This window comes from Mycobacterium attenuatum (assembly GCF_900566085.1).
GTDB classification, from domain to species: domain Bacteria; phylum Actinomycetota; class Actinomycetes; order Mycobacteriales; family Mycobacteriaceae; genus Mycobacterium; species Mycobacterium attenuatum.
The window spans coordinates 1-19,387 of the sequence record NZ_UPHT01000091.1; the positions used below are offsets into that span (position 1 = coordinate 1).

Annotated in this window: 14 protein-coding genes and 3 pseudogenes; 8 read left to right on the forward strand and 9 right to left on the reverse strand. The window is 63.3% G+C overall.

Annotation, left to right across the window (positions count from 1 at the left end; translation table 11 throughout):
- The coding region (locus tag EET13_RS30390) for a hypothetical protein (protein WP_211189074.1) at positions 1–926 on the forward strand (926 nt) is incomplete at its 5' end.
- A gap of 119 nt (positions 927–1,045) precedes the next feature.
- Here EET13_RS30390 and EET13_RS15325 read toward each other — a convergent pair.
- Both EET13_RS15325 and EET13_RS15330 read right to left on the reverse strand, forming a co-directional pair.
- Complete coding sequence (locus EET13_RS15325; protein WP_122443095.1) at positions 1,046–1,858, reverse strand: fructosamine kinase family protein; 813 nt, start codon at positions 1,856–1,858, stop codon at positions 1,046–1,048.
- Positions 1,859–1,924: 66 nt separating this feature from the next.
- Positions 1,925–2,554 (reverse strand): nitroreductase family protein, encoded by a 630-nt coding sequence (locus tag EET13_RS15330; protein ID WP_122443096.1) that lies wholly within the window; start codon positions 2,552–2,554, stop codon positions 1,925–1,927.
- A 172-nt stretch (positions 2,555–2,726) separates the two neighbouring features.
- Between EET13_RS15330 and EET13_RS15335 the strand changes: the two genes are divergently transcribed.
- Positions 2,727–3,671, forward strand: coding sequence for a carbohydrate kinase family protein (locus EET13_RS15335; protein ID WP_122443097.1), 945 nt, complete (start codon positions 2,727–2,729; stop codon positions 3,669–3,671).
- Positions 3,672–3,765: 94 nt separating this feature from the next.
- Here the strand turns inward: EET13_RS15335 and EET13_RS15340 are convergent, their stop codons facing one another.
- Positions 3,766–4,356, reverse strand: a complete 591-nt coding sequence (locus EET13_RS15340) for a TetR/AcrR family transcriptional regulator (RefSeq protein ID WP_122443098.1) — start codon at positions 4,354–4,356, stop codon at positions 3,766–3,768.
- A gap of 747 nt (positions 4,357–5,103) precedes the next feature.
- Between EET13_RS15340 and EET13_RS15345 the strand changes: the two genes are divergently transcribed.
- The 4 genes from EET13_RS15345 (at position 5,104) to EET13_RS15365 (ending at position 10,549) form a co-directional block, all read left to right on the forward strand.
- Complete coding sequence (locus tag EET13_RS15345; RefSeq protein WP_122443099.1) at positions 5,104–6,471, forward strand: PPE domain-containing protein; 1,368 nt, start codon at positions 5,104–5,106, stop codon at positions 6,469–6,471.
- Positions 6,472–6,512: 41 nt separating this feature from the next.
- On the forward strand, positions 6,513–6,806 hold the full coding sequence (gene esxG, locus EET13_RS15350) for a type VII secretion system protein EsxG (protein WP_122443100.1): 294 nt from the start codon (positions 6,513–6,515) through the stop codon (positions 6,804–6,806).
- A 671-nt stretch (positions 6,807–7,477) separates the two neighbouring features.
- Positions 7,478–8,830: a PPE family protein gene (locus EET13_RS15355; RefSeq protein WP_122443101.1), complete on the forward strand. Its 1,353-nt coding sequence runs from the start codon at positions 7,478–7,480 to the stop codon at positions 8,828–8,830.
- A 747-nt stretch (positions 8,831–9,577) separates the two neighbouring features.
- Positions 9,578–10,549, forward strand: a complete 972-nt coding sequence (locus EET13_RS15365; protein WP_280177878.1) for a 1-aminocyclopropane-1-carboxylate deaminase/D-cysteine desulfhydrase — start codon at positions 9,578–9,580, stop codon at positions 10,547–10,549.
- A 336-nt stretch (positions 10,550–10,885) separates the two neighbouring features.
- Here the strand turns inward: EET13_RS15365 and EET13_RS15370 are convergent, their stop codons facing one another.
- A complete protein-coding gene (locus tag EET13_RS15370; RefSeq protein WP_122443104.1) occupies positions 10,886–11,356 on the reverse strand; it encodes a DIP1984 family protein in 471 nt (156 codons plus the stop codon).
- Between the two features lie 238 nt (positions 11,357–11,594).
- On the reverse strand, positions 11,595–12,365 hold the full coding sequence (locus EET13_RS15375; protein ID WP_136623167.1) for a hypothetical protein: 771 nt from the start codon (positions 12,363–12,365) through the stop codon (positions 11,595–11,597).
- 941 nt (positions 12,366–13,306) lie between these two features.
- Between EET13_RS15375 and EET13_RS15380 the strand changes: the two are divergent.
- Positions 13,307–14,125 (forward strand): annotated as a pseudogene (locus EET13_RS15380) (adenylate/guanylate cyclase domain-containing protein); the annotation flags it as partial.
- 153 nt (positions 14,126–14,278) lie between these two features.
- Here EET13_RS15380 and EET13_RS15385 read toward each other — a convergent pair.
- The 3 genes and pseudogenes from EET13_RS15385 to EET13_RS15395 form a co-directional block, all read right to left on the reverse strand.
- Positions 14,279–15,856 carry an amidohydrolase family protein gene (locus tag EET13_RS15385; RefSeq protein ID WP_122443106.1) on the reverse strand — a complete coding sequence of 526 codons (1,578 nt, stop codon included), beginning with the start codon at positions 15,854–15,856 and terminating at the stop codon, positions 14,279–14,281.
- An 855-nt stretch (positions 15,857–16,711) separates the two neighbouring features.
- A pseudogene (locus EET13_RS31530) lies at positions 16,712–16,938 on the reverse strand (IS3 family transposase); the annotation flags it as partial.
- 412 nt (positions 16,939–17,350) lie between these two features.
- Positions 17,351–17,545, reverse strand: a pseudogene (locus EET13_RS15395) (hypothetical protein).
- Between the two features lie 250 nt (positions 17,546–17,795).
- Here EET13_RS15395 and EET13_RS15400 point away from each other — a divergent pair.
- Positions 17,796–18,224: a cellulose-binding domain-containing protein gene (locus EET13_RS15400; RefSeq protein ID WP_122443108.1), complete on the forward strand. Its 429-nt coding sequence runs from the start codon at positions 17,796–17,798 to the stop codon at positions 18,222–18,224.
- 239 nt (positions 18,225–18,463) lie between these two features.
- On the opposite strand, the gene EET13_RS15405 is transcribed toward EET13_RS15400, so the two are convergent.
- Positions 18,464–19,279, reverse strand: a complete 816-nt coding sequence (locus EET13_RS15405; RefSeq protein ID WP_122443109.1) for an SDR family NAD(P)-dependent oxidoreductase — start codon at positions 19,277–19,279, stop codon at positions 18,464–18,466.
- Positions 19,280–19,387 lie beyond the last annotated feature (108 nt).

Consider the following 19,387-nt stretch of genomic DNA (forward strand, 5'->3'; position numbering starts at 1 on the left):
CGGTGGGCGGCGCGGGCGGTGCCGGCGGAAGCGGCGGTGCGGGCAACCTCAACGGCGGAATCGGCGGAATCGGCGGAACCGGTGGAGTGCTGTTCGGCAGTGGAGGTGACGGCGGCGCCGGCGGCATCGGTCTGACCGGCGCCGGCGGCGACGGAGGGGCCGGCGGCAACGCCGGCATGCTGTTCGGTAACGGCGCGACCGGCGGAGCGGGCGGCGGCGGCACCACTACCGGCGGCACCGGCGGCGCTGGCGGTACCGCCGCCACCCTGATCGGCACCGGTGGCACGGGCGGGGACGGTGGCGCGGGCGCCGCCGCCGGTGCCGGCGGAATCGGCGCCGCTGCCGGCGTGATCGGCAACGGCGGAGCCGGGGGGAACGGCGGGAACGGATTGGGCATGGTCGGCGCCGGCGGAGCCGGCGCGGCCGGCGGCAAGGCGGGCTTGGTCTTCGGTAACGGCGGAGCAGGCGGGTCCGGCGGCAGCGGCAACCAAAGCGCGGGCGCCGGGGGTGCGGGCGGCAACGCCGGCTTGCTGATCGGCGTCGGCGGAGCCGGGGGAGGAGGCGGGATCGGCGGGATCACCGCGGGCAGCGGCGGCGCCGGTGGCACCGGCGCCGTGTTGATCGGCAACGGAGGCGACGGCGGTGACGGCGGAAACTCCTTCCAGGGCAACGGCGGCAACGGCGGAACCGGCGGCAACGCCGGGCTGTTCGGGGGCGGAGGTACCGGCGGCGCCGGTGGCGGGAGCGACAGCGGCGGAGGCCCGGTCGGCAAGGGCGGCAACGGTGGCAACGGCGGAAACGCCGAATTGTTCGGCAACGGGGGAGGCGGCGGCAACGGCGGGTTCGGTGTTCCCCCTGGCGTTGCGGGCACCGGCGGAACCGGGGGTCTGTTGTTCGGTCCAACTGGGACCAACGGGTTGGTCTAGCCGCTCGGCCCACAACCCGCGTCCCGCGGGATGGGCTGTCGATAGCCGTTGCGGCGAACGGCTCACGCGACCTCAATCGGCCGTGGCGACACCTGCCTTCGTGATGTGACGAGCAATCGTCAGGCAGCCAGCGCGGCGCGGGCCGCCACATGCGTCTGCCGTGCGTACCCGCCGCCGAAGAGCACGACATGGGCCAGCAGCGGGTAAAGCTGGTGCAGCCCGATGCGGTTGCGCCAGCCGGGTTTCAGCGATCGCACCTGTTGGTAACCGGCGAGGATCGCGTCGTAGTGTGGGCAGCCGAACAACGCCAGCATCGCCAGATCGGTCTCGCGATGACCGGCATGCGCTGCCGGGTCGATCAGTACTGCCCCGTCGGAGGTCCACATCACATTGCCGCTCCACAAATCCCCGTGTAGCCGAACCGGCTGATCATCGTCGTCGAAATCACCTGCACGGCAACGTCTGACGACGCCCTCGAGTAGTGTCCGAGTCGACGTATCCAACCGTGCCGCCGCCAGATCAGCCATGGGGATCAGCCGTTCCTGGGCGTAGAAGTCGCCCCAGCGTTGGTGCTGCCGTAGCGACATCGGCAACGGCTGCGACAACGGCCCGAAGAACCCCGGTCCATCCCACCCGTCGGGACCGGAGCCGAATGCCGGTGCCCCCGCGTCATGGGTGACGGCCAGTTGAGCGCCGAAGGTGGATGCCGCCTCAGGGCTCGGCGTCGCCGCCTCAAGCCGCCGCAGGGTGAGGCTCGTTGCGTCGACCGCTACGACCGTGGCACTTGGCACACCGCCGTCAACGCGTGAAAGCCATTGCAGCCCTGCGGCTTCCCAGGCAAAAAAGCCGGCGGGCGCGTCCGCCCGGCGCTTGACGAACTGCGTCACGCTATCACCGATGATGGCTTCTCCCGAGTGGACTTCCAGAGTCATTTCTGCCCGTACACCGCCAAACCAGGGGAGCGCAGTCTATCCCGTCGCGCGGTCGTACTCCGGCGCCTACCGAAACACGCGATTGCCGTATCTGTCGAGCGAGACGAGTTCTCCGACTGGCCGGCGCGTCGTGGGACCGTACTTGCCGATCGGCCAGCCTAGAGGTATTACCGCGCACGGAGTGACATTCCACGGCAGCCCCAGCGCCCGCCTCGCCAAGAACTTGCTCCATAGCGGCACGGTGATCAAACCAGCACCCAACCCAGCCGCACGTGCGGCCAGCAACAGGTTCTGCACCGCCGGATAGATGGACCCGTACGCGCTGCTCGTCGCGACCGGTGGCCAGGGCGCAATGACACCCGTGAGGCACGCGACAACGACGACGGGGATCTCCTCGAAATGATCTGCCTGCCATTGCACGGCCTTTTGTAGCCGAAGCATCTTCTCGTCACCGCGGCGTTCAAAGGAACGCCGGTAGAGCGGGCTGACGAGGTTCATGGCCCTGCGGTTCAACCGGCCCAGTTTCGCAACTACCTCGCGATCCTTGACGACGATGAATTCCCAATTCTGCGCGTTGGAACCGGTCGGCGCCTTCATCGCCAACTCGAGTAGATGGAGCACGAGGCTGTCGTCAACGGGGTCACTCTTGAGCCTCCGGATGGCGCGCTGAGTGCGCATCGCCTCCTCGAGCGGCATGGTCAAAGGTTGTTGGCGCGATGTCATGACAACGATTCAACACGGCCGAGCCGATAATGCGGCGCCGCTGCCACACGAACCTCGTCCTGGAGTGCCGCGTGGCCTAGGTTTGAGTGGCGAAGACGGCCTCGCTCGCCTCCGAGGCGCCGGACTGGTAAAGGCGGACCGCTCAATGACACAAGTCGAGATCGCTGTCGTCGGTGTGCACGTCCTCGACACCCACGTCATCGGTATCACGTCCATACCCGAGGGATCGCAGGGGCAACTCGTTCCGACAATCAAGGTTTCGCCCGCGGGTACCGCGGGCGGTACGGCCGTGGTTCTGAGCCGGCTCGGGGCACGGGCGCGTTGCTTCGGTGCTATCGGTACCGACGCGATGGGTGATGCCCTGTTGGCCATGCTCCACCGCGAAGGAGTCGACGTCGGTGGTCTGGTTCGGACCACGGCGGCCCAGACCTCGGCATCGGTCATCCCCGTCCGTCCTCATGGTGACCGCCCGGCCTGGCATTGCGTAGGCGCCAATGCCGCGTTCCGCCTCGAAGACATTGATCTCGCCGAGGTCGTCAGGTCCTCGCATCTTCACCTGGGCGGTCCCGAGTTTCTCGGAGGTCCGGCGGCCGCCGAGCTGTTGCGGTACGCAAAGAGCAAGGGGCTCAGCACATCGGTGGACATCCTCGCCGCCGGGGACCCCGGCTTACTGCAGTGGATTGCGGACGTGCTGCCGCACACCGACTATCTGTTGCCCAACGACGAGCAGGTGTTGGGCTTCACCGGGACCGTCGATCTCTTAACCGGCGCACGCCAGCTGTTGGCCGCAGGTCCCGGCTGCGTGGCAGTGACCCAGGGCAGCGAAGGCGCGCTGATCGTCTCACCGGACGAGACCGTCGAAGTGCCCGCATTCGCAGTAGATGTGGTTGACACCACCGGTTGCGGTGATGCGTTCTCCGCCGGATTCATCCTTGGGCGCGCGCTGGGACGCGACCTTCGCGAAGCGGCTCGCCTCGGATGCGCTGCGGCAGCGCACGTTGCCCAAGGAATCGGAACCGACGCTGGCGCTTACGATCTCGACGTGGTCGACGCGTTTGCGAGCGATTATCACATCGCCGCGGCTGAATGACCCCCGTCTTGATAGCCGGGGCTTGCCTAAAGACGCAGCTCGGTCGCAGAGCCCGTCGACAAGCCGACCCTCGTTGCGCGGCGGCACAACCCGATCAGTAGTCCTTGATTGTCACCGACAGTCGCGGCGTCGGCTCGTCATCTGCATGCGGTAGGCGCTCCCATGCCGCCTCGACAAATGGCTGCAAGAAAAGTTCGCCCATGAGGCGCATGAAGACGGCGATCACCTGCTTGGACTCGTGATGTTGCACGGAGGCCACTCCCGTGGCGCGCAGTTCTGCCACCTCACCGCGAAGATTGTCGATCAACACGTCGAGCAGCGGCATCCGCGCACTCTCCAATTCGAAGGCTGCGCGGCGGATGTAGTTGAACACCGGCGGGTTCTCGGCAAGCATCCGCTGGACCGCCTCTCGGCGGGCGGCCGCCGCGGCCGCGGGGTCAGTCTGATCGTCCGCTTGGGCAACGGCCTGCCAGAAATACTCCGCGACAAGCTCGTCGACAGCAGCGAGAAGGCCTGCCTTGGTCTTGAAGTGATGCTGAACCAGTCCCAGCGTGACCCCGGCCTCAGCCGCGATCGCGCGCAAGGATACTCGCTCTTCACCGTATTGCGCGTACAGATCCAACGCCGCGTTCCGGATCCGCGCCTTGGCGGTCAGGTCATCGTTTGTCGCGCGCGGGTTATCCAAGCCAGCCTCCTTCGGACCCCAGTCGCTGAAATCGTACCTAGGTTTCCTCGTAACTCTCCGTCTGGCGAGATTCTTGCCGCCTGCGCCGGCGAACCCGCCGAGCGCAGAGCGGTCGCGATTGCCGCCACCACGGCATTGTGGTGACCCACGACAGGGCTCGGCCTCGCGCTAACACCGATGCCGCAATCGCCGCACAGACGCGCCTAGGCCGCAACCTCAGCAATGCAACGGCAGCCCCGCGCGCAAATCCTCACGCGACAAGGGCCGGGTTGACGCCACCATAACCTTGTGAAACTGTATCCGATACATGCGTATTGTTTGCGATATGTGCGTATTGACCTGCTGGTCCATGGACACCCAGAGCCTGCTGGCGATATCGCAAGCATGACGCCCGCGAGACGGGACAGAGGCGGGCCGGCTGGGCTTGTCAGGGGCGCGGGAAGGGTTTGTGGTTGTGACGTTGCGGGTGGCCCCTGAGGGGCAGGTGGCAGCAAGGGCGGCAGATGCAGCGCTGGCGAGCACAGCGCCGCTGATCGCAGCGGAGCCAGCCTTGGCGACCGACCCGGTATCGCCACCGACCAGAGCAGGAGGTAAGGCCAGATTTGACGCGCTGAACGCCAAACACCTCACCCCCAGCGCCCCACCCGTACTGCCCCGAGCCGAGATCGCCATGGACAAGACCGGGGCCCACTCTGCCGGCGGTGACGGGTTGGCAACCACCTCGTCTGCACGACCCGGGACCCCGGCATGACCGCGCCACTATGGATGGCCTGGCCACCAGAGATACATTCCACACTGCTCAGCACCGGCCCCGGGCCGGCCTCGCTGCTAGCAGCCGCCACCGGATGGTCGACACTCAGCGCCGAATACGCCTCAGCAGCCGAAGAACTCACCATGACCTTAGCCGCCATGCACGCCGGAGCATGGCACGGCCCCAGCGCCGACATCTGCCTCGGCGCCTACACCCCCTACCTGGCCTGGCTGCTACAAGCCAGCACCGACAGCGCCGCCGCGGCAACCGCCCACAACATTGCCGCCGCGGCCTACACCAACGCACTAGCCGCCATGCCCACCCTCGGCGAACTGGCCACCAACCACACCACCCACGCAGCCCTACTCGCGACCAACTTCTTTGGCATCAACACCATTCCGATCGCCCTCAACGAAGCCGACTACCTACGCATGTGGATCCAGGCGACCACCACCATGACCGCCTACCACAGCGCCGCCGCAGCGGCACTGACCTCGACACCCCACACCCCACCAGCACCAGCAATCATCAAACCCGGCAACAACCAAGCCACCACCACCGCCCAAACACTCACGCCATTTCCATGGACGGAAATAATAGCGTTTCTAGAAAAGATTGCTGGCGGTTATGAACTTGCACTGGCAATTCTGATTTACTTCATCGAGCAGATTATTTATGGTATACCGGAAGTCATCAATGACATCATTGCCGGCAATTTCGCTGCCGCGGGCTTTATAGCTGCTGAAATAGTTGTCTTCGCGTTGGGGATCATCAACCTAGTACTCGTTACTACATTTTTGTTTATTCCCCTCATGATTCCGGTAACGATATTCGGTCTCACGCAGATCGTCGTTCAGTGGATTATTGGGAATATATTTGCGATGCTGTTGGGCCCTTCGGCCGTGACCGCAACGATGTTGGGCGCTCTGGTCCCAGGGTTATCCGGTGTCGCTGGCATCGCGGGTGCGACGGCTGCGGCAGGTGCCGCTGGCGCTTCGGCCGCGGCGGCTGCGCCGATGGCCGGAATGGCGGCCACACCAGCGGCTGCCATGGTAATCGGCGCTGCGGCGCCGTCGGCGGCGCAGGCCGGATCAGGCTCGATTTCGCACGCGCCATTAGTGTCGGCGCTAACCGTGGAAGTGGCGCCAAGCCAGTCGTCGGTCTTGGCGTCGCAGCGCTGTGCTGATTCATTCGGTCTTGCCGGTACTGCGCAGAGCGACGCGCTCCATCCCGGCGGGTTGATGACATTGAGCAATGGATGCGGCGGCACGGTGAAAGTGCCGATGCCGCCGGCCAGCTGGGATACAGAACTTGACTGGACGACGCAAGACAGCAGGGGGTGTATGCCGACGAGCCCGTTCTGAAGAATTACCGAATTGGAATAACTGTTTTGAGAGGAATTGCAATGAGTTTGTTGGATGCTCATATTCCACAGTTGATCGCCTCGCAGTCAGCGTTTGCCGCGAAGGCAGGACTGATGCGTCACACCATTGGTTCGGCCGAGCAGTCAGCGATGTCGGCGCAGGCATTTCACCAAGGGGAGTCGGCGGCGGCATTTCAGGGCGCCCATGCCCGGTTTGTAGAAGCGGCCGCCAAAATCAACACCTTGCTGGACATCGCTCAGGCCAATCTCGGGCACGCCGCGGGTACCTACGTCGCCGCCGATGCAGCGGCCGCGTCCAGCTACACCGGGTTCTGACGTATGGCTACTGAGTTCGATGTCGGCCGGCTCCCGCGCAGCTGCGCCCACCGCTGATCACGGCTGACCCATGGCCGAAGTTCCTGCCGCAACAGCATGTTAAATCGTGCGCGGCGTGGTCAATTTTGTTGGCACTGAAGTGCTTAACAGACGAAAGTGCTTAACAGACGAAAGTGCTTAACAGACGAAGCCCGCGGTGAGTCCGGCGTCGCAGCGGTTGAGCGGTTGCGGTGTCAGCCATGCCACACCAATGATCGCCGAAAACATTGGTTGCACGTGGTATTGCGTTGCGCACCAGAATAATTCAACAAGAGAAGTTGCCCAGGTCGGGGTAGAGGCCGACTGTTTGAGCGGTATTGGCGGGAAGGGTTTGTGGTTGTGACGTTGCGGGTGGCCCCTGAGGGGCAGGTGGCAGCAAGGGCGGCAGATGCAGCGCTGGCGAGCACAGCGCCGCTGATCGCAGCGGAGCCAGCCTTGGCGACCGACCCGGTATCGCCACCGACCAGAGCAGGAGGTAAGGCCAGATTTGACGCGCTGAACGCCAAACACCTCACCCCCAGCGCCCCACCCGTACTGCCCCGAGCCGAGATCGCCATGGACAAGACCGGGGCCCACTCTGCCGGCGGTGACGGGTTGGCAACCACCTCGTCTGCACGACCCGGGACCCCGGCATGACCGCGCCACTATGGATGGCCTGGCCACCAGAGATACATTCCACACTGCTCAGCACCGGCCCCGGGCCGGCCTCGCTGCTAGCAGCCGCCACCGGATGGTCGACACTCAGCGCCGAATACGCCTCAGCAGCCGAAGAACTCACCATGACCTTAGCCGCCATGCACGCCGGAGCATGGCACGGCCCCAGCGCCGACATCTGCCTCGGCGCCTACACCCCCTACCTGGCCTGGCTGCTACAAGCCAGCACCGACAGCGCCGCCGCGGCAACCGCCCACAACATTGCCGCCGCGGCCTACACCAACGCACTAGCCGCCATGCCCACCCTCGGCGAACTGGCCACCAACCACACCACCCACGCAGCCCTACTCGCGACCAACTTCTTTGGCATCAACACCATTCCGATCGCCCTCAACGAAGCCGACTACCTACGCATGTGGATCCAGGCGACCACCACCATGACCGCCTACCACAGCGCCGCCGCAGCGGCACTGACCTCGACACCCCACACCCCACCAGCACCAGCAATCATCAAACCCGGCAACAACCAAGCCACCACCACCGCCCAAACACTCACCTCTACCCCCTGGATAGAGATCGTCTTCGAATTACTAATACTGGTACCGAGAATGATTCTGGAATTCATCCTCGGGGTAGCGATCGCATTGATTTTTGTGCCATTGTTCGTGGCGCTAATTTTCCTGGTGCTATTTGCGCTGGTAGTCCTCGTGGGTTTCATCGCTTATCTTTTCGTGACATTGCAATTCGGCGCCGCGTTCTCACTAGTGCTCTACATCGGCATTTTGGAATTCGCTTTGGCAATATCGTTCGTGGCGATCGGGATTATCCTTTCCTTTCCCGTCGTGTGGCCGGTCAGCGCGGTTGTTGACGTGGTTGCGCAGATTATTGGAAATCTCTTCGGCGTTGCGGCAGGCCCGTTGGTCGGGGCCGCGGCTGCCGCTTCGTTCGCCGGCCTCGCTCCGGGTCTCGGCGCCATGGCGGGGGTGACGGCGGCGCCCCTCGCCGGTGCGGCTGGGGCTGGGGCGCCGGTAGCAGCTGCGGCGGTGAACAGCGTGGCGCCCTTGGCGCCGCATTCTGGCATGGATTCGCATGCGCGACTGGTCTCGACGGTCGTCGCAGAGGGAGCTACGGACAAGTCGCCGCTGGTTTCCGACCGCGGCGCTGGGCCTTGCGGGTTCGCCGGGACAGCGAACCAGGGCGCCATGATCCGGCCCGGCGGATTGATGACGTTAGGTGAGGAATTCGGTGGCACTGTGCGGGTGCCGATGCCGCCGGCGAGCTGGAATGCGGCTCCGTTGGGCGGCGCAAGTGGCGTGGCGGTTTCCCCCTAGCGAGACGCCGGCAAGCTGACACGACGTCGTTGAAGTTGTTGGGCTCGAATTCGCCAAATCACGACACGGTAGGCGCCTCTGGAAAGCACTATCACCCGCGATGGCGCTTTTCGACTCCTATGCCCGCCACCTCGGTGATGCTGTGTGCCCAGCGTGACCGGCACGACGGGTCAGTTGGGCGCCGATTCTCCGGCTTGGCATCCACCTTCCGGCGACGGCAGACCCAATACGTGGCGTCTGCGCATGCACGCAAACCATTGAGCCCGGGGACTTCGGCTCGGGTCATGCAAGGCGAGCGGACGCCAATCATGGGCGATGAAACAGACTGGGACACAACGCGATGTTGGCTCGTCGGCGACGCTCCGTAACGACGCGATGGTTTCCCACGGCGGCACACACGATGGTGCATGATGATGTCATGTCGCGGGTCACCATCGAGATCGACGACGAACGTGTGACCGCCGCGCAGCGAATGCACCGCCCGGATTGGAAGCGGATTATGGCGCCAGTAGGTCGCATGCGCCGCTCGCGAGCACCAGGTGATCCGCACGCATTGCCGACGACACCCCGAGCCCTCGTTGTGACCGCGAATTCGTTTGACGCAGTGAGCTACTCGTACCCGATGACCGTTCCGGGCCTGGTTGGCATGCAAGAACTTGTCGCCATAATCCGGACCGAACCAACGAACCCGTGTTGCGTCCGGCCGATTGTGAGCCTGATACCGGCATGACCCCCTCCTACCTACACATGCGCTTCCCCGAGTTGCATGACACACTCGGGCGCTTCACGCTCGGCCACGGCCCATCGCCTGTGCGGCTGCTCTCTCACCTGATGAGCACATTGCCGTCGCTCTGGCTTAAGGGCGACGGCAACTACGGCAACGGCGGCTGGGGCGGCAACAAGGTCCGCAAGCTGGAATGGGTGCTGCCCGAGGTTACCCGCCAGCACCGAAACGCGATCCTGACCTTCGGCGGCCTAGGTACCAATTGGGGCCTGGCGGCCACACTGTACGCCCGCGAGGTAGGTGTTCATACTGCCCTCGCCCTCATCGACCAACCGGTCGACGACCACGTCGAAGCCCAACTCGACCGCCTCCGCACTTCCGGCGCCGACATCTCTCTCACCCGCAGCAAAGCCCGCACGGTCGCGGCCATGCCGTACCTTTACCTGCGCCACCGGAGGCCCTACCTGTTGCCGGCGGGCGGGTCGTCGCCGCTAGGAGTTCTCGGGTACGTCGAGGCGGGGCTCGAGCTCGCCGCCCAAATACACGCCGGCGCCATGCCAGCGCCATCGTCTGTGGTCACCGCGGTCGGATCGGGCGGCACAGTAGCCGGCCTGCATCTGGGACTCACGCTGGCCGGTCTCACTGACACCCAGGTGATAGGCATCGTCGTCAACGACAAGCTGCGCCTCGATCACCGAGCGATCACCTCGCTCGCCCGGCGGGCAATACGTCTACTGCGAAGTCGCGGTGCAAACCTGCCACTCACACAACTACCCGCAGGACGCCTGACTCTGCTGCGCGACTGGCTCGGCGCCGGCTACGGCTACCCGACAAGAAAGGGCACACACGCATTGCAGCTGGCACGCGACGCCGAACATCTTGACCTCGATCCGGTCTACACCGCCAAAGCGATGGCAGCGGTCCTCGACCTCGCCGGCAGCGGCCGATTACCCAAGGGGCCAACGCTTTACCTGCACACATACGGGCCCCGCTAGCGCCAGCTGTGGGCCGGCTGTACCAAGACCGCGGCCTCGTTCACGGCCTACAGCGAACCAATGGCGCAGACTTGCATCACCAGTACCCGCCGAAGCCGACGGCCGGTTACCGCTCCCGAGGTGCACGCCCCATGCCCGCCCTCGTCGCCCCGGATCTGCACATGGTTGTGTGCTGTGTGCTGTGCCCTGTCACCTGTACACGATGCTGGGCTGCGATGTGAACGAGGGAGTCGGACCCTCAGCACTGCCCTTCGTGCACCAGGAGAGACCGGGCTTGGCCCGCCGATCAGGGGCTTGTGCACGCCTCCGCGGCAACTACCTGCCACACCTCGGCCGTTAGTCCAGCAGCTCTGCCTCCCAATTGGAGCGTTGGATCCGAACGTCAAGCTCACGAAGCTCGCGGGCCAGCTCATCGGCCTGGGCACGCAGCTCGGCAACAGGTAGCGCAGGCAGCATCTTTAACTCGGACCGCAGTTGCCGCGAGTATGCAGGTTGGTTGTTACCTGCGGCGGCGTCCGCTGCCGCGGTCACGACATAATGACGCAGACGCAGGGCATCCCGGCGGGCCAGAGCATCGGTTAGGGTTCCGTCCGCGCCGATCGCGGTGGCCGCGTTGGTGCGATTGATACGCCGGATCAGGATTTCGTAATCGCGCAGCACGTCGCCAGCTTCGGTGAGCAAAGCCGCGGCGTCCTCGGCGGGGTCTTCGCCCTCTTGGTAGCGAGCGTTGCTCACGATACGAGAGCGCAGCTGCTCAATCCGACGCGCCGCATTTGCCCGCAGCGATAACGCCTCTGCCAGTTTCACAAGCCCACCTTGTTCTTTCACTGTCTTCCGCTCGTCAGCCCACGCCCGCAAAGCGCGCGTGTGGGCCATAGCATCATGGCCCTACATCAGTTAGAGGACAACGTATTTTCGGTGTACACGCGACAAGGTGAGTTCTGATGCAGTGCTTAGCCGAATGCGCAGCTTGCTTGCATCGAGCGGAGGGGCTGCCGATCAGACCTGAAGATCTCGCGGCAAGAGCCGGTCGACCCTGGACCGGTCAGGATGGACTTTCGTCGTACGTCGAACGTATATCGTATTCGAAAGTGTCGTTGGGCGTTTCTCCCTCGAAGTCCACATTTCCAAAAAAGGCGGTACCTGCATCGCCGGCACTTGCCCGCATTTCACGTAAGATCTCATAGAATTCTTGTCGAGGAAGATAGTCATCTCCGTTGAAGGTTATATAGGTCGCTGGATTGGGCTCGACAAAATTGTCCGCCTCCGCAGGTCCGACGACCCGCGAATATGGCAGCTGGTCCAAGAGATCGACGAAGTACTGGTCGTTGAAACCTTGATGCCTCACACCGTCGTCATTCGGTATCTCGTTGGGATCCGCCGCTGCGGGTAGCGGATGAAAATTTGCTTCTTCCAGCTTTCTAGATGCGCCGGGTGATGGAAGATAGTCGGCGACACCGATTTCATCATCGGATGAATCATCGTAATCGTCGAAGTTTGCAGCTCGAGTTATTACCGGCCGTTCGCCGAGATCAACCACCAGATCTGTAGCGGCATCTGCTAATTGAGTGGCCGAGGAGGACTCGCCGTTGTCGCCGAAGTCCGCGGTGACTGTAGTTGTGTCGTTCTGGAGGGAATTAACAAGAGAGTTGTCGGTCAGATCGTTGACCGGATTGTCGTTGGTGTTGGCTGTGCAGCTATCGAGCTTGAACCCGTCATGGGCGATCAGGGTGAGGGCAAGCCGGCCAACACCGGTGTACGAGTTAGCGCTCCCGCCTGCGTTCAGCGCGCCGGTGATCCCACTCGAGAAGGCCAACGCTCCCAACGTTGCGGTGGCTATGCGTCTGCGTCGACGCGATACGGTGGTCCGGGCTAAGGCATGCCCTGCGGAATCAGCGCAAGGGCTATCGCCTTGCGCCCCAGCCCTCTTGGGTTTTCTAGCCATGTTCAGAAAAGACCTTTCGTCCAACCCGCGCGCGGTGGTCGGCGGGATATCCATTGCTCAGGGAAGATTCGATGTGTGTTAGGTGCTACTGCGACCGACTCCACGTTCGAGATCCGTCACCGGCACCTCGACGTGGCGGTTGGATGGCGATACGGACGGGTTGAGGTTCGTCACGGGTCAGGTACCACGCTCGGCCGAAACACCGGTTGCCTAAAGGCCTGCGTCGCAACCTTTCGGCGGCACCCGCTCACCGTGGACACCCGCCCGCAAATGCGCCGTTACGGCCGGGCGCTCTTAGGAGCAGTGAGCACCAACCGCCGACGATACACTTGACTTGTAGGCAATACAAATGGAACTGATATTCCTTAGAACGGCAGGCTCGACTGAGCGTGGCCAGGCCCGAACGGGGCACCCGAGGGGCGGTCGTCCGCTCCATCTCGCTGAACCGTATGGGGTTCGCGGTGTTGTCAGTCGGTATCGGTGCGGTCGCCGGGGCGAGCAGTTGCGGCTTGTCCAGTATGGAATCCTCGGGGCCGCAACAGGAGTCGCCATCAACGCGATCGCTCTGCACCGCTTGCCAGAGTCAGCGGTGCGGCCAGCCAGGGTCGCAATCGCCGCTGACTCGGGGATCGGCGACTCGTTGGTTCGCTCCTGGCCGAGCTTTGCCGCGTGATCGAGCCTGTCCGTGCTCGGGGCGATCTTTTCTTTCACCGTTACCAGCGCGATGCTGGCGAGCGTCGTCCAGCGTGCCCGCGAAAAACCCGGTGCTCTTCGTCGTAATCGGGTTTGCTTTCACGCTTGGCATCGGTGTGCCCATCACTGTCGGCACAATCTTCGTGCCTTCGCTTCGACCCGTTCACGACCTCGCCGAAGCTACGAAACGTGTTGCGGTCGGCGACTATAGCCGACGTCTGCTGGTAGTTCAGGACGATGACCTAGGTGCACTGGCGGCCTCGTTTAACCGCATGCAGGCCGGGCTGCCCAAGCGGCAACGACTCCACGCGGCGTTCGGCACCTACGTCGATCCCGCGCCGGCAGCCCGGCTTCTGGAACAAGGTGACGATGTTTTCACCGGGGAGCGCCGCGAGGCGACGGTCATGTTCATCGACATTCGCGACGTCGCCCCGTTCGCCGAGGCTCACACCGCTGAGGACAGGTCGCTCGCCTGAACGCGCCATTTGAGATCGTGGTACCCGCCGTCCTCGACGCCGGTGGGCATGTCAACAAGTTCCTTGGCGACGGGGCGCTGGCGATTTTCGGCGCACCCAACGATCTCTCCGATCACGCCGAGGCCGCGCTGCGCGCCGCAGCACTGATTTGTCGTCTGAATCGATGAGCGGTTCGGCGCCGCCCTTCGCATCGGTATCGGGATCAACACCGGGGTGGTGATCGCCGGTACCGTCGGCGGTGGCGGCAAACTGGAGTTCACGCTCATCGGTGACACCGTCAACGTGGCTTCCCGAGTGGAGCAGCTCACCAAGGCCACGGGCGACACGGTCCTGCTCAACCAACAGTGCCTCGACGCCCTGGCCTCGCCACCGCCGACGCTCACCGATCGTGGACTGCATGTCCTGAAAGGGAAAACAGCCCCGGTACAAGTCTTCGGCCTCAGCCAATATTCCTCATGCTAGCGATCGGTCGGCCTAGCCGATGGTGGTTCGTGTCTTGAGCTGAGCGCGTAAGGAACGGGTCGCTGCACCTTCCCCGCGACAACGCTCGGCGTGGCGCCCGTTTCTGCGGCCGGGCTCGTCTTGATGCGATTTCGGCCAGCGCTGATGCAGGCGCTAATAGCGGCGCTCGAAGGCCGCAAGAGCGCCCTCTAGGCGCCACTGCTCCCGGGCGCGCTCATTTGCCTGCAGGTACGCGCCGCAAGCTGAGCTGGGAGCGGCACCGCCCAGCAAATCGTCAGCGCAAACCGCGACCGGCAGGGCGTACGGGAGCTGCGCCCACAGGCTGGCGCCCGGCAGAAAAGAATATTCGAGGCTCTGGCGCACAAGCTGTTTGAGACTGGCGTAGTCGAAACCGTAAGCCTCGACTGCGTACTGATATTGGGCGGCCATGGTAGAGCCAGAGACGCCCTCATCGTCGGTGGCCAGTGCGACCGGCACGTCGGCCGTCCAATAGATCGGGAAGGGATGTTTGGGACCACTGACGTCAAGAATCTGTGCGTTGCTCACGAACAAATTCACAACCGCCACCTTGCGCTCGGCCATCTCGGCAAGCAAGCCCAGCGGGTCATCCTCGTACATCAAATCCACGCCGTGGCCGATGCGATGCGCGTGGCCTTGCTCGACGGCGGCTCGGATGTGGAAACGCAGCTCTTCGGGTGGCACGAGCCCGGGCGCCAGCTCTCCGGCATGCAATGCCGTGGGGACATCGGGCGCCACGTCGTGCAAGTAGTCGAGCATCGCCATTTGTAGGCGATAGTCACGCCGCGCCACCGAGGAGTCCTCAATCCCATAGAGATTGACGCCGACCACGCGCGGATCGGCGCGGACGAGTTCGTACCCGGTCACGAATTGGGCGAATACGCGCTCAGGCGCCAGCATGCGGTTGACGGCGTGCAGATATCGCACCGTCACCGCGCAGCCGGGGTCGGCGGCAGAAGTGCCGCACCGCAGGCGCTGGCGCACAGCGGTCTCGGTAACGTCGAGATCGCGACGTGCGATGGCAACCGCCTCGCCTAAGCCTGCGGCGAGCAGGCGGGCGCGCAAGCGACCGAGATCGTGGTCCCAACCAACCTGCGCACCGAGCATGCTGGCAAGGTCGTCGCCGCCGCCATACATCAGTTCCAAGTAGGAGACGTTCTCAGCTGCTGCCTGTGAGATCACGTCGGCTAGCACGTCGACGTAGCGGCGCCTCCAGGCTTCGGCGAAACGACCGAAGGTGGAAAAGAAATGGTCATGGGCGGAACTGCGGGACGGATCCGAGTTGCGCATTGACCAGGCGTCGATGAGTCTTTCGCGCAGGGACTGATCGGCGAGTGCGTTCGCGGCGGCGGGGCGGCCGGTGGCCGCATCGCATGGCGGCTCGGGTGCCACGAGCGTCAGCGTGGACACTACGACGCAAAGTCCTTCCTCAGCAGCATATTTGATGAAGCGTTCGGTATGCTCCGCCCCGCTGGGGTGGTTGTGGATGTCGCCGCCCTTTGGCATTGCATGTAAGAAGGCCGCGAGTCCCGCTGGATCACCGCGGACCGCCTCGAAGGCGCCCGCCGTGCGGGCTTGTGCTGTTGCCGGCCCGTCGGCGGCCTTGGACCCGTGCCCGTTTGCCCAGCCGACGGGTGCGGCACTGACGGTGAGCGCGGCGACGAGGACGAGCCTCCAGGCGGTTGCTAGTACTCGTTTGCGTGGTTTTTCCATTGCCTATTAATCAACTGGTCGTGTCTCTCTCGCGGTGTCGGCGATCCCTACGCCAAACCGGCGTCCGACTTCAACCCTGAGACCGTGCGAACAGTGGTGCGGCGCAACGTCTTAGAGAAGATCAGAGCACGACGCGGAGAGTTCGCTTGGATGTTGATCATCTTTCGGCTGAGGCGACAGCCAAGAGATCAGTGCGATCGGCAGCTCGGTCCGCGCCGACGACGACTTGATCCTCCGCGGGGCTTGTCCAGCCCATTTCCTGTCGCCACTCGATTGTCAAAGCAGCTGCGCCCCAACATGAATGCTCTAATTTTCATATTAGTCAGATTGCGTGTCACCAGATTGTCCATGTGGACGAGCAGGATGAGCCTCCCATGGGCCAGGGATGGATAGCTGGCGCGCGAGCGTGAGCAGGTCAGTTTTCCATATTGCCGCGCAAACTCCCGCTGATCTTCCTGGCCTGCCAGGTCTATCGAAGGCGACCACTGACGCTTCCCCTGGCCCACGATGCCCTCGTTTCACGGGGTGCGGTTTGCCCTTGTGCGTGGTCCCAACCAACATCGGTCCGCTCGACGAAGCTGGCATCGGCCCAGTCGACGAGCTGGCACAGTTCGGCAATACAAGTCGGTTCGAACGGATACATGACCGACAGCATTCCGGCGCCATGGAGGAAAAACATCGGCGAATGCGCGTAAACACCGCCACAGCACGCGTCAGTGTGGGCGTCGCTGCCGCTCCGAGTGTCGGCTCCATTCGAAAACTGCGGAGGGTGATTCTGGAGGGTCCTCCCACTGCGAACCGTGGCGTCGGCGATGGCCATCCCCGAACTGCGACCTGTGGATCGCCCTGGTCCCGATGTGGGCTGTTGGTAGTGCGGATTGAACGCACCGCACCGATCTCAGCAAGCCGTTCACCGCATCGGATGGAGGTGAATTGAGCCCCCGGGTCTCGGTGACATCGCAACGTCCCGACGCCTTTCCGGGTGACCACCGAGCCATCTCGATGGCTCCGCAGACCATTCTGGTGCGCATGCGTGAGACAACCCGCCAGCCCGCGATAATGCGAGGGAAGGCGTCGATGATGGGAAATTAAAACACACGTAGACCACTTCGGAGATTGACCGAGTTGTCCATTCAGCGTTGGCGCGAAGAGACATAAACTGCTGTTGTTCATCTCGTGATGATGTTGATGACCTTCGGCTTTCCACTTTGCTCGGTAATCTGCGCTGCATTGCTTGGGCTTATTGTATGGATTGTTTCGGCCTTTGTCACGTAAAAGCGACTGCGACGCCAGCGTCCGGAAGCCGTCACATATAGAATGGCGCCGCTGCTCGCGGGTCGGCAGAGCTCCAATTTTTCTTCCGCCGTATTCGGCCCTGTGTGTATTGCTTCCGAACACGATTCGCCGCGCCCCAAGCCGTTTCGCTCGTTGGCCCATTACCCTTCAAAAGCGCTCGCCCAAATCGGCTCAGATTCTCACTAGTTTGCTGATGCGTCATCGAGAGCAGTCGACCGCGATCTCCAGAGCCTCACAGATGGCCCACATCCGCGTGTCGGCGCGTCGGCCAAGTGACGAGTCGCCGTCGAAGCCGAGGAATCGCCGCATCGCGCGACGGCACACCGACATACGCCGGGCGATCTCGGCCATCTCGCACCACCACACCTCGCCGCGTGCCGGAAGCGCGCTCACGATTCTCCAGCCGTCCGCCGCCACGACGCAAGGTCGCCCCACTCGTTGGGTGAGGCTCCCGGAGAGCTCTGGGCTCCCCCGATGGGGCCGGCGTTGCGTCTCATCCGCAAGTTCGCGTCGGGCCAGGCCGACACATGGTTCAGGGTGGATCGAAATGAAAATTTCATCACGGTTTCGGTTGAGCAAAGTTACTGCAGCGTGCTGGCGATGGGAGGGCGATATCGCCTTCTTGGTTTTAGTGTTGGCTTCTATGGCCGGACTGAAGAATTACGTGAAGCGCTGGCGCGCAGCGCTTCACGTATCCGTGTCGGCACTGATAGTTGCCATCCTCGGCCTCGCCATCACCCCCGCAGCTCACGCGGCTGCGGCGACGGCGACGTTGGCGGTCGAACATACGTGGCAGACCGGTTTCATCGCTCGCTTCACGATCACCAACTCGAGCATGGTGCCACTTACCGATTGGAAGCTTGAATTCGACATGCCGGCGGGACAATCCGTCTTGCACACGTGGAACAGCACCGTCACCCAATCCGGCACGCACTATATTCTCACCCCGGCGAATTGGAATCGCGCCATAGCGCCCGGTGGTTCAGCCACCGGCGGTTTCCGAGGTGTGCTGAGCGGATCCTACTCACCACCGTCGAATTGCCTGTTCAACGGGCAATATCCATGCAGCTAGGGGCGACCGAACACTGGGCTCGACGGCCCCGACAGCACGGCCACGCGGTAGAGATTTGGTGAGCAGAGGTGCCGATCCCGCTCGCAGCGGAGCCTTCATACTGCCCGCGATAATCGGCGTGCTCACGACACCAGTCCCGGAGTGGCCCCGACATCGGGGTCATACATCGGTGACACCGGGTTCTGCGAGCATCGCAGAGGTCTTCGGCAGCTGCGCCGGCGGGCATGGAGAAAATCCTGTTACAGCTGGCCTACCAGTGCCAGAGTCCGATCCCACAGGTCGCTGGCAAGGTGCCGGTCGCAGGCCGTGCGGCTGGCTTTCGCGATCTCGCATTTCGCGTAGTATTCGCCTGGCTGCCAATCAACTCCGGGGGTGCTTGACGCGATCCGGGCCAGCGGCGCGGCTCCCTGCTCTGCCGTCGCAAACAGTCGCGGAAGTGACAGCTTTTCCAATACTGCAAAACCCCGCGAGCCCGAAACCCGGCTGAAATTGGTGGCGACCACACCGGGGTGTACCGCCGCAACCGAGAGCCCGTCAGCGTAGTAGCGTCGATGTAATTCCTTGGTGAACAAGATGTTCGCCAATTTCGAGATGGCATAGGCGACGATGGGACGGCGTCGCTGAGTATTCTCGAAGTCGACAATCGCGATATTACGAACCCATTTATGCGCCCCGCTGGCGGTATTGATGACACTAGCCCGGGACTCGATCAGTAAATCCAGCAGCCGCGTGGTGAGTAGAAACGGCGCCAAGTAGTTGACCTGATAAGTCATCTCGTACCCATCAGCGGTCAGGTGGGGTTGGCGTGTCATTCCACCGGCATTGTTGATCAACACGTCGATACGCGGGTACTGCGAACGAAGTTTGTCTGCCAGGGCTCGAACCTGCCATAGATCAGTGAAGTCTGCCACGAAATAATCGGCGTCCAATTCCGCGGCCACCGCGGTAGTCTTGCTCCGACACCGGCCAACCACGACGACGTTTTCGTTGCTCTGACTTAGCTGGCGGGCCGCCGCAGCGCCAATGCCGTCGCTAGCCCGGATTTTTCGCGGAATACCGGTGTCGTTGGGTGTTGATACGCGAAAGTGCCTGTCCTACAAGGAATGATTGGATTTGTCTAGGATTCAATCGTTCCAGTGGGAAGGCACCTCGCAGGTGAACAG

What these genes read in the sequence shown, in the direction of transcription:
- EET13_RS15355 (WP_122443101.1), top strand. Translation starts at nt 7,478, where the DNA reads ATGACCGCGCCACTATGGATGGCCTGGCCACCAGAGATACATTCCACA.
- EET13_RS15330 (WP_122443096.1), bottom strand. Translation starts at nt 2,554, where the DNA reads ATGCCGCTCGAGGAGGCGATGCGCACTCAGCGCGCCATCCGGAGGCTC.
- EET13_RS15385 (WP_122443106.1), bottom strand. Translation starts at nt 15,856, where the DNA reads ATGGAAAAACCACGCAAACGAGTACTAGCAACCGCCTGGAGGCTCGTC.
- EET13_RS15345 (WP_122443099.1), top strand. Translation starts at nt 5,104, where the DNA reads ATGACCGCGCCACTATGGATGGCCTGGCCACCAGAGATACATTCCACA.
- EET13_RS15365 (WP_280177878.1), top strand. Translation starts at nt 9,578, where the DNA reads ATGCGCTTCCCCGAGTTGCATGACACACTCGGGCGCTTCACGCTCGGC.
- esxG (WP_122443100.1), top strand. Translation starts at nt 6,513, where the DNA reads ATGAGTTTGTTGGATGCTCATATTCCACAGTTGATCGCCTCGCAGTCA.
- EET13_RS15325 (WP_122443095.1), bottom strand. Translation starts at nt 1,858, where the DNA reads ATGACTCTGGAAGTCCACTCGGGAGAAGCCATCATCGGTGATAGCGTG.
- EET13_RS15400 (WP_122443108.1), top strand. Translation starts at nt 17,796, where the DNA reads ATGGCCGGACTGAAGAATTACGTGAAGCGCTGGCGCGCAGCGCTTCAC.
- EET13_RS15335 (WP_122443097.1), top strand. Translation starts at nt 2,727, where the DNA reads ATGACACAAGTCGAGATCGCTGTCGTCGGTGTGCACGTCCTCGACACC.